The organism is Streptococcus sp. GMD1S, assembly GCF_000296875.1.
Lineage (GTDB): Bacteria > Bacillota > Bacilli > Lactobacillales > Streptococcaceae > Streptococcus.
In genome coordinates, this window is record NZ_AJQY01000044.1 from 1 (window position 1) to 8,725 (window position 8,725).

Below are 8,725 nucleotides of genomic sequence, written 5' to 3' on the forward strand. Positions count from 1 at the left end.
TTGCTTGATTAAACGCGTATCAAAAATAGCTAAACCGAATCCCAGTCCAACAATCGGTGTCATGAGAGGTGAAATTAACATGGCTCCAATAATAACAGCTGTTGAATTCATATTTAGACCGATAGAGGCAATAAAAATTGCACACATCAAAATCGCTGTATCTCTCAATCGAACATGAAGGTCATCGTATAATTTCTCACGGTATTCCCGTGTTGAATAATTGGCAGTCATTTGTCCTCTCCTCTTTCCTTATTTAAATCGGTATAATAATTAATAATAACAGCTGATAAACAGCCAAAAAATATGAGCCCATAAATCGTCAAGAAGACACTGGTAATCCTTCCAATCAAGGTCACAGCTAGGAGATCCCCGTAGCCGACAGTCGTCGAAGTCACAAAAGCATACCAAAGACCGTCTCCGTAATTTGTGATAGCAGGTTCAACTAGGAAAAGCACGCCTCCTGACCCAAAAACAAAGGTCACAAAACTCAGAGCAAACCGAGTAAAACCCGTAACCTGTATAATATGCCATAACATTTTTAAACGTCTCATTTGTTCTCCTTATTCATACTAGCTCCTGACCGAGCCGTTTTTTCCAATAATCAAAGTGAAGATAGGACATGATCTCCATCAGAGAAAGATAGACAAACTGATAGATCTGATTTAAGCTGATTATCAACTGATATTGTTTGAAAAATGACTGGAAGAAAGACCAGATATGACTGTCTTGAATCAGTCCCTTCTTAACATCAGACAGGATATTAGCTAAAGCTCCCAAGGACTGAAACGGTAAATCCTTGACATTTATATAGATCCGGTCCACCACATCATTCAGACTGGTATCTTGGATGGCATGAAATTCTCCAAAGAGAACTCCTGCCGCTCCAAGAGTAGAAACAAATTCCACCAAATAATTTCTGAGGAAATTTTCTCAACCTTTTCCCATAATGTGTTTAGTGCCATCCATAACGATCCCAACCAGAAAAAGGAAAGAAAATAAGCAAAGAAATTTTGCCGTAAATCCCAAAAAGCTTGAAGACTTGGTGTCGTTGGTTTTTCTAACTCTAAAATCAAAATGGTCATAATAATTGCTAGAACAGCATCTGTCAATGCAATTAATCTATCTTTCTTCATCAGATTACGTTGCCTTTCATTTTGTAGTATTCTATCTCATCGTATAATATTTATTAATCTTAAATATTGGATAGTCACTTCATATTTTGAGTACAAACAAGATACACTAAAAAGCATGTATCTGTCATATTTTATTTAACTTTAGAAATATTCATCCATCTAATCAATAAATATATCATATTTCACAATAAATGACTACTATCAAAGATACATTTTCTTTCAGATTTCTCCCTTTTAAACTTGGCTAACTTGACCTGCATTACCTAGGTCGCTTTGCTTTAAATTATACTTTTTTCTTAAAGATTTGCTACGAGTAGTCTTTCATGTGAGTAATTTTTATCAAAAAATTTCATAGATAAGTCCTATATATAATCATGATAAAGTAGTAAAAATAGTTGTTATCCTAGTTGATTAAAAAAGTCTTTGATTTCCTCATCTTTTATAAAATAATATATAATTTTCCCCTCTCTTCTAGTATCCAAGATGTTTTGATTGGCTAGTTTACGAAGATGGTGGGAGGCAGATGCCATACTGAGATTTAGTAAACAGGCTATATCACAGACACAGAGTTCTTCAACAGCAAGGAGATAAAAGATGATATTTATCTGTTTATTATCGGTAAACTTTGATAAAATACGAAGTGATTTTTGGACTTTTTCCTTTTCAAGGTAGTTCGTTGCGGTTGTAACATTTTGCTGATTTATAATATTCACTTGGCAGATACTATCTTTTTTCATAATTTTTTCTCCTAGCCGAACACAGTCCTTAGCATGTTAAAGCTGTTGTTTTCAATCAGGATATACATCCCCAGTCCTAAATAAACAACGGCAATAAACCATCTGCTATATTTTTCCAAAGTTTCTCCAACAGAAGGGACTTGTGCCAATTTTTGGGCAGAAAAAACCAAGAGATAAATCATGACTAGAAAGGTAAGTAAAGCCACTATCAAATTCGCTAAATTTAAGGTAATAAAATATGGGACAAAAACACCAATATTGTCAGCACCACAACTTGCAAAAGTAATCATAGCGACTAGAAAAATCAGGTTTTTATTATCTTTGCGCAAACCATCTTTTGCAATAGCTTCTCCATCAGAATCTCCTAAAAGCAAAACTTTGAGTCCTAGGAAAATTGGAATCAAACCGAGCAAACCTAAAATCTCTTTACTAGGAATATAATTTAAGACAAATGCAAAAAGTAAACTTAGCAATATTAGACTAACAGAGCCTAGAAATTGTCCTAAATAGATGTTAATGATGTCTTTTCTGCTTTTTCTTTTGGCAAAAAATAACATTAGGATAATAAGTAAGTCTACGGCTGTCCCAGAATACAGGATTATTGAAGTAACAACATTTTGAACCATAAAGCACCTCATTCAAATATATTTTTGAATGTATTTTAACATTAAACTTTGTAGATGTCAACTTCAGCTCCATCAAAATATAGATAAGAAGGTAGTGTCCCAAACATTAAAAAGCCCTGCCATCGAAATGATAGCAGGGCTTAACTTCAATATCCAGATGATATATTTATCTAAAAAAGGTAGAGTAAAAGGTAGAGTTTTTATTGATTTGTAGTGCGATATAATGAGTTTCCAAAAATCAAAAATCGCTTAAAATCAATATTTTGACATCTATTGACGTGTACTGAAACCCTTACTTAACCTCTGTAAGGATATAATTACGGTACCAGTATATCATAAATAATAACAAAATCTTGACTTTCCGAAAAATAAGTATTTTCCGGAAAAATATCGAAATTAAATCAAAACTAAAAATATCTCATACATTTGAACTGCACCCCAAAAGTTAGACAGAAAAAATCTAACTTTTGGGGTGCAGTTCATCAAAGGTGCTTTTCATTTTAAAAAACTTGTGGAAAAACTTCATCCCATATATCTACTAAGCTTTTCCCGTCAAATACTTTAGCTTCCATAGCTTCATCAATTGTATCAAACTGCTGACCTTCATAATCATAACCAACTACACATATACTCGATAAAAAGCAAGCACCTCGGCTATTATAATTAAATTCAAGATCTTTGTCTAAATATTTTTTAATTTCATCCTTTTTCATATAGGACCATCCCAACTAAAACAATCTCAACAAACAAGATTTTTTCCTTAGATTCTATTCCCACTACTAGCTTTCTATGATGCTGACGATTTCATCTTCAAAATATTCATAAAGAGTTCCATCAACATCTACCAGCAAGGAGTCAATCTCCTCGTCATTGTCAGAGGCGTCACAATAGTCTTCTACAAATCCTCTAACTACCGCGCCATTTTTTAACGTGATAATTACATCTGTACGGTTAAATTTCCAGAGTGTCATTTAAATATTCCTTTCAATATTGGCTAATTGCTTTGCTTTTTCGTAGTAAGGTGTTAAGAAATCGATAAAACCTTGTTTGTCGCTTGGATCATGTTCCTCTAAAAATATCATCAACTCAAAGTCATTGAGAGCGTCAAACATTTCAGAGTTTTCATTATCCCAAGCCTCGGAAAATTCCGCATCTTCTCCAAAAAGAGCGTTAAACGTAAAGGAAAAATCCCAAAAATTATCAATCTGACCACTGACTGTTTGCTGGAGCATGTCTAATACTTGTTGACTATAACCCATTACCCTTCCCCTCCTAATAAGAACGTTGTAGCATATTGAGCTACGTTCCAAAAATTTAACAGACAAAATCTAATTTTTGGGGTGCAGTTCATTCATCAAAGATGATTTTTATTTTAATAATACTGCACTTCAATTCCATCCATAATTTCTACTAAAGTGTTATCGTCAATTTTTAGAGAAATCAGATCAATGAATGATGATACCTGGTATTCCTTATCTCCAATCACCACTACAATATCATGAACAGAATTAGGAAAAATCCCACATACTTGACCATTATAATCAAAAGAGGCATCCCAACCATTGTCATATAACTCTTGTAAATCATCTAATATTGCCATATAAACTAAATCCTTTTCCATAGTGTTTTCTTTCAAATAAGGCAGGTAAAAGCACCTAGATTGTTCTAAGTCCTATGAGATTGTTTTAATCGAGACAATCTCACTCTCAAAGAGAGAAATTTCAGTAGCTTCATCTGGACTAGGATTAGCAATGAGAATAGTGATTTCATCTTGCTCATCATTGTCCATTTCGTCAACAAAGTCTATGACACGTCCCTTGATTATCTTATCGCAATTAGTGACTATCTGAACCCTTGATCGAAGATACTTCCAAAGCTGTTTACTCATTTATTTTCCTCTCTGCTATTTTTTCGATAGTTCTTATACTTTTTATAGTTAGTCGATAAAATCGCCTAGGTTGAACTAAGCACTAATAATTTTGATTTTCTTGATAATATCTTCAGGATATGAGCGATCACCTATAACTATTTCGTCAGGACCATCTAAATCATAACCGTCAAACCAATCAACCACCCTACCCTTGATGGAGGTCCCATCTTCTAAAATAAGGCGAACATTTTTATCAACATATTCCCATAATTTCATTAAGTTCCTTCTCTCTAACATCGGAACAATATGACCCAATATTAGTTATTTACTAATGGCTTTTAGTTCCTGTTAAAAGCATTATAGCACACCTTACTTGCTAAAGTACAACAAGCACCCCATTAGACTAACCTGCTACTTTGCTTTCTTGTAAAAATGTTGTATACTTAAGTAAATAAAGGAAGTAATCTTGTTCCCCCCTGTCTACTATGTGGTCGGAATGATGGTTACTTCTTTTTTCCCCCTTACTATCTCAATAGCCTTGTATTTAAAAGTTTTTTAGGCTATAATTAAATTAACGAATAGAGGTTTTCCATCTCCCCTTGAAACAGATCTTTCTGCGGTAGGAGGTGGGACGCCTCTATTTGTTTTTTAAGTCAAAATGATGTAAAATTAATTCAAGAAAGAAGTGTGGTTTTCCCGCCTAAAAGCTCTATAGCTGTGGGAGGGTCACGCTTCTTTTTACCTCTCAAAAGAGAACGCAAAAAAAGCCGTCTCATTCTTTGAAGCAGCAATGAAATCAATCTAGCAAATATCTAAGCAAACCCAGAAATCAACCTTTTAAGACAAAGCAAAAAGCCCACTGTTGTAGGCTTTCTGTAAGATATTTCTTAAAATTAAAGCATCTTGTTGTAGAATTCAACGACAAGTGCTTCGTTGATTTCTGGGTTGATTTCGTCGCGTTCTGGCAAGCGAGTCAATGAACCTTCCAATTTTTCAGCATCGAATGATACGAATGCTGGACGTCCAAGAGTAGCTTCTACTGCTTCAAGGATTGCTGGAACTTTCAATGATTTTTCACGAACTGAGATTACTTGACCTGGAGTTACACGGTATGATGGGATATCAACGCGTTTTCCGTCAACAAGGATGTGACCGTGGTTTACGAATTGACGAGCTTGACGACGAGTAGTCGCAAGACCAAGACGGTAAACAACGTTATCCAAACGACGTTCCAAAAGAAGCATGAAGTTGAAACCTAGGATTCCGCCTTTGATTTTTGTAGCTTGTACGAACAAGTTACGGAATTGTTTTTCACCTACACCGTAAGTGAAACGAAGTTTTTGTTTTTCAGCCAATTGCAAACCGTATTCTGACAATTTAGAACGGTTGTTTGGTCCGTGTTGTCCTGGTACGTAGTTACGACGTGCCAATTCTTTACCTGTACCTGTAAGTGAAAGGCCAAGGCGACGAGCTTGTTTCCAAGATGGTCCTGTATAACGTGACATATGTATGTCCTCCTGATATAAATAATATTTGGCGGAAATAGTCACTTAGAAAGCCCTGATTCGTGCAGATGCCCTTCGCCTAAACAGCCAAGGTTACTTGTCATAAGACACCTGTTGACGAGCTTCATGCTTTCCTGCTGCTATTTCACACAAAGGCTATTATACCATGAAAAGCTAGATATGTAAAGGGATTTTACAGCTTTATTTCAAATTGAGGCTGAATGTAAACTTGCTTCCTAAGCCATATTGACTTTCTGCTGTGATTTCGCCACCAAGCTGATGGGCTAGTTCGCGTGCAATCGCAAGTCCTAATCCATGTCCACCTGTCTTCATATTGCGCGAAGTTTCTACACGATAAAGTCGTTTAAAGATCTTTTCCAAATCCTCAGGAAGGATTCCCTGACCCTCGTCTTTCACACTGATTCTCAGCTCTTGTTCTGTTAATTGGGCAAGAACCTCGATTCTGGTTCCTGGTTCTGAATATTTAAAGGCATTGTTTAACAAATTGACTAGAATGCGAGAAAGTTTGTCAGAATGGCTCTTGATTTTCGCCGACTCAGGTGATACTTGAATGTAAACATCTCGCTCCTCTTGTTCAATCTGGAGTTGAAATTCACTCATTGACTCAATCAACAGCTGATCTAAAAAGACCTCTTCGACTTCTTCATCAGCAGTATCTTGAGGTTGGGTGTTAAGAGTCAGAACATCCAATTCCTCCACTAGCTTGTTTAGACGCTCGGTTTGCCGACCAATCGTGGCTAAGTAGTGGAGTCGCTCCTCTTCCTTAATCACTCCATCTAGAATTCCCTCCACAGTAACCTGAATGGAGGTAATGGGAGTTTTAATATCGTGAGAGAGCTGCGCAATCATCATTCTCTTTTCTTGCTCGCTCTCATCAAGTGATTGAAAGGTGGCTTGCAAATTGTGGGACATGTCATTAAAAGCCTGGCCCAGCTCTTGAAATTCTAATGGTCCCTTGGTTTCAATTTCTGTGCTGAAATCCTTGCTTGCTATATCCTGAGCTTGTTTTTTCAAATGTTTCAGAGAAGAGAACACTGGCGACAAAAGAAAGATGCTCACTGCAGCGCCAATGAAACTAGCAATCAAGGTCATTCCAACGAGAAAGTAAACTTCACTTTTCTCGATCAACATCCGTTGGACTGCCCAGAAAACGACCAAAATCGTTAGTAGAGTCGACACTAGATACCCCACTAAAATATAGTTTTTTAATTTCATGTTCTACCTCTTGGTCTTTCCATCTTATAACCCAAACCCCAGACAGTTTTGATAGCAGGAGCATTTGAATTTGTATACTTGGTCAACTCTTGCCTCAAAGCATGGATATGAACATTGAGTGTATTGGTATCATCTACATAGTCCTCTTGCCATACCTTCTCGTAAAGTTCCGTCTTTGAAAAGACTCTCTCGGGATTGCTGGCTAATATCCATAGAAGTTCAAAGGATTTTACTGTCAATTCCAAAGGTTGCTCCCCAATGCGAACCTCATGAGTCACATGGTTGATTACCAAGTCACCAAACTCGATCTGTTCTGTCTCTCCTCCACGGCTAAGGCGACGCAAGATATTATTCACTCTTAAAACCAATTCGCGTGGGCTAAAGGGTTTGACTATAAAATCATCTGCCCCCAAACTTAATCCATAAATCTTATCCTGTTCGCTTGTCTTAGCAGTTGTAAAGAGGAAGGGTTGATCCGGAGCGATATACTGAACTTCACTGATAAAATCATACCCGTCCATATTGGGCATCATGATATCTGTGATAATGAGGTCGATAGATTTTTTTCTGAAAAGCTCTAATCCCTCCTTACCATCATGGGCGACCAAAACATCGTAACCTGCCTGTATAAGATAGCGGTTTTGAATATCTAGAATATCTATTTCATCATCAACCAGCAAAATTGTCTTTTTCATCTGACACTCCTTCGATAAAAACAGTGTTATACTTGCTTTAGTATAACACTATTTTCTCTAATGTTTAAGTGATTTGAATCTTAATCTTCTCGTTTGGTTGTCAAACCCAAAAGTCCAACAAGCCCTGCCAAGGCTAGACCAACTATACCAAGGCCAGCTGTAGCTGTTTGAGCTTCCCCAGTATTTGGTAACATCGCTTTATCATCTTTTTTCATCATATTAGCCATTGGGCTAGAAGCTGGTTGATCTACTTTCATATCTGACATATGGTGATTTGTACCCATCATACCCTTAGTCGTACCTGTAGAGCCTGTTTCAGAAGGCTTCGTATTCATCTGACCTTGTTGAGATGGTATTGTCGCCATTTCTTTTCCACGAAGCTGAATCGTTACTTGACGAGTAGCAATCAGATTGGTCAAATCAGGTTTGCCATCTTTAGATCCATAGACTTTAACAGTAGCTAGATATGTATGGGTTCCGTTAGCTCGAAGTTGATCCAGCAAGGCCTGACCATCTTTGCCAACCGTATTGCCATTCAAATCCACTTCGTAGAAATATTGACCTTTAGCCAAGCCTTCAAGTGGCAATAGGGCAGGATTTTTAGCTGTTCCGTTGTCTGACCATGGAGCTTTGTCTGAAGCTTTTAACAAGAGGCGAGTCAACATACCATCTCCACCAAAAGCTTCATACGGAATAACTTGGTTGACACCAGCCAAGAAAGGTCCAGGAACCTTAGCCTTATCAAGGTAGCTAGCTGGAACATCAATCATGTCTTTGACATTGTTAACAACAGACTCTTTAACCTGATTTGGTGTGGTCAAACCATTCAAATTAACAGTCAAATCTTTAGTCGCTACCAGATTAGTCAAGTCAGGCTTGCCGTCTTTCGCACCGTACACCTTGATAGTAGCTTTATAGCTTTG

Annotated in this window: 16 protein-coding genes and 1 pseudogene; 1 reads left to right on the plus strand and 16 read right to left on the minus strand. The window is 37.0% G+C overall.

The features are described 5' to 3' along the window. From GMD1S_RS05855 to GMD1S_RS05875, 6 genes and pseudogenes are all read right to left on the minus strand, one after another. Nucleotides 1-231, minus strand: a 231-nt coding sequence (locus tag GMD1S_RS05855; RefSeq protein WP_000126414.1) for a DUF389 domain-containing protein, incomplete at its 3' end; no start/stop codon positions are given. Then, a complete protein-coding gene (locus tag GMD1S_RS05860; protein ID WP_001253404.1) occupies nucleotides 228-551 on the minus strand; it encodes a potassium channel family protein in 324 nt (107 codons plus the stop codon). The genes GMD1S_RS05860 and GMD1S_RS05855, both read right to left, overlap by 4 nt. A 13-nt stretch (nucleotides 552-564) precedes the next feature. Further along, the gene (locus GMD1S_RS05865; RefSeq protein ID WP_000397556.1) at nucleotides 565-906 is read right to left on the minus strand and encodes a hypothetical protein; all 342 of its coding nucleotides are present in this window, start codon (nucleotides 904-906) and stop codon (nucleotides 565-567) included. Further along, nucleotides 888-1,133 (minus strand): annotated as a pseudogene (locus GMD1S_RS11735) (TMEM175 family protein); the annotation flags it as partial. The pseudogene GMD1S_RS11735 and the gene GMD1S_RS05865, both read right to left, overlap by 19 nt. Nucleotides 1,134-1,531: 398 nt before the next feature. After that, nucleotides 1,532-1,870: a Cd(II)/Zn(II)-sensing metalloregulatory transcriptional regulator CadX gene (cadX, locus tag GMD1S_RS05870; protein ID WP_000711083.1), complete on the minus strand. Its 339-nt coding sequence runs from the start codon at nucleotides 1,868-1,870 to the stop codon at nucleotides 1,532-1,534. Nucleotides 1,871-1,881: 11 nt separating this feature from the next. After that, a complete protein-coding gene (locus tag GMD1S_RS05875) occupies nucleotides 1,882-2,496 on the minus strand; it encodes a CadD family cadmium resistance transporter (RefSeq protein ID WP_000250556.1) in 615 nt (204 codons plus the stop codon). A 28-nt stretch (nucleotides 2,497-2,524) separates the two neighbouring features. On the opposite strand from GMD1S_RS05875, the gene GMD1S_RS12710 reads away from it, so the two are divergent. Then, the gene (locus GMD1S_RS12710) at nucleotides 2,525-2,710 is read left to right on the plus strand and encodes a hypothetical protein (protein WP_009013804.1); all 186 of its coding nucleotides are present in this window, start codon (nucleotides 2,525-2,527) and stop codon (nucleotides 2,708-2,710) included. Nucleotides 2,711-2,996: 286 nt separating this feature from the next. Here the strand turns inward: GMD1S_RS12710 and GMD1S_RS05880 are convergent, their stop codons facing one another. The 10 genes from GMD1S_RS05880 to GMD1S_RS05925 form a co-directional block, all read right to left on the minus strand. Continuing rightward, complete coding sequence (locus tag GMD1S_RS05880) at nucleotides 2,997-3,209, minus strand: hypothetical protein (RefSeq protein WP_000710706.1); 213 nt, start codon at nucleotides 3,207-3,209, stop codon at nucleotides 2,997-2,999. Between the two features lie 66 nt (nucleotides 3,210-3,275). Beyond that, nucleotides 3,276-3,467, minus strand: a complete 192-nt coding sequence (locus tag GMD1S_RS05885) for a hypothetical protein (protein WP_000177340.1) — start codon at nucleotides 3,465-3,467, stop codon at nucleotides 3,276-3,278. Continuing rightward, the gene (locus GMD1S_RS05890) at nucleotides 3,468-3,755 is read right to left on the minus strand and encodes a hypothetical protein (RefSeq protein ID WP_000542381.1); all 288 of its coding nucleotides are present in this window, start codon (nucleotides 3,753-3,755) and stop codon (nucleotides 3,468-3,470) included. It abuts the gene before it with no gap. Between the two features lie 113 nt (nucleotides 3,756-3,868). Further along, a complete protein-coding gene (locus GMD1S_RS05895; protein ID WP_009013763.1) occupies nucleotides 3,869-4,096 on the minus strand; it encodes a hypothetical protein in 228 nt (75 codons plus the stop codon). Between the two features lie 72 nt (nucleotides 4,097-4,168). Next, the gene (locus GMD1S_RS05900; protein WP_000043341.1) at nucleotides 4,169-4,384 is read right to left on the minus strand and encodes a hypothetical protein; all 216 of its coding nucleotides are present in this window, start codon (nucleotides 4,382-4,384) and stop codon (nucleotides 4,169-4,171) included. A 75-nt stretch (nucleotides 4,385-4,459) separates the two neighbouring features. Then, the gene (locus GMD1S_RS05905; protein ID WP_000780387.1) at nucleotides 4,460-4,642 is read right to left on the minus strand and encodes a hypothetical protein; all 183 of its coding nucleotides are present in this window, start codon (nucleotides 4,640-4,642) and stop codon (nucleotides 4,460-4,462) included. Between the two features lie 617 nt (nucleotides 4,643-5,259). Then, entirely contained in the window at nucleotides 5,260-5,871 is a 612-nt protein-coding gene (gene rpsD / locus GMD1S_RS05910; RefSeq protein WP_000092756.1) for a 30S ribosomal protein S4, read from the minus strand. Between the two features lie 201 nt (nucleotides 5,872-6,072). Further along, complete coding sequence (locus tag GMD1S_RS05915) at nucleotides 6,073-7,107, minus strand: sensor histidine kinase (RefSeq protein WP_000769387.1); 1,035 nt, start codon at nucleotides 7,105-7,107, stop codon at nucleotides 6,073-6,075. Continuing rightward, the gene (locus tag GMD1S_RS05920; RefSeq protein ID WP_000751224.1) at nucleotides 7,104-7,802 is read right to left on the minus strand and encodes a response regulator transcription factor; all 699 of its coding nucleotides are present in this window, start codon (nucleotides 7,800-7,802) and stop codon (nucleotides 7,104-7,106) included. The genes GMD1S_RS05915 and GMD1S_RS05920 overlap by 4 nt, the downstream gene beginning before the upstream one ends. A gap of 80 nt (nucleotides 7,803-7,882) precedes the next feature. Further along, nucleotides 7,883-8,725, minus strand: an 843-nt coding sequence (locus GMD1S_RS05925) for an SSURE domain-containing protein (RefSeq protein WP_000303824.1), incomplete at its 5' end; no start/stop codon positions are given.